This window comes from Pedobacter sp. ASV12 (assembly GCF_016429155.1).
GTDB lineage: Bacteria > Bacteroidota > Bacteroidia > Sphingobacteriales > Sphingobacteriaceae > Pedobacter.
In genome coordinates, this window is the sequence record NZ_JAELUC010000307.1 from 1 (window position 1) to 435 (window position 435).

Here is a 435-nt window from a genome sequence, read left to right on the forward strand (position 1 = left end):
CGGCATACGAGATCATGAGTACTGTCTCGTGGGCTCGGAGATGTGTATAAGAGACAGAAGGCAAGTGGTTTGTTAATAACCAGCAAGGCAAAATAAATGTTTGGCGAACACACGTGTCGGAAAGTTATAATGCGGGCTTTATAGGAAGGCTCTGGGGATATTTTTCTTTTGTGTTTTCGGCGCTATGGGCAGGGCTTTTTAAACGCAGGAGTTAATACATTAATTTTCTTTGCTTTTCTGTAGATGAATGCTTCAAGTGCATAAGCTAGTTTTATAATCAATTTGTTGGTAACCACACCTGTATCAATGGCAGATTCTGGCCACAAATCCCTGATCTCAAATACAAATGGCTTTCTCTTAATTCTCGACAAAAGATAACCTGTAATTCCAATAAATAGGGGTGGAGAAGTAACCAGGATAATATCATACTTGCCT

Annotated in this window: 1 protein-coding gene; it reads right to left on the minus strand. The window is 39.8% G+C overall.

From position 1 onward, the window contains the following. Positions 1-182 precede the first annotated feature (182 nt). The coding region (locus JHD69_RS20425) for a hypothetical protein (protein WP_199142157.1) at positions 183-435 on the minus strand (253 nt) is incomplete at its 5' end.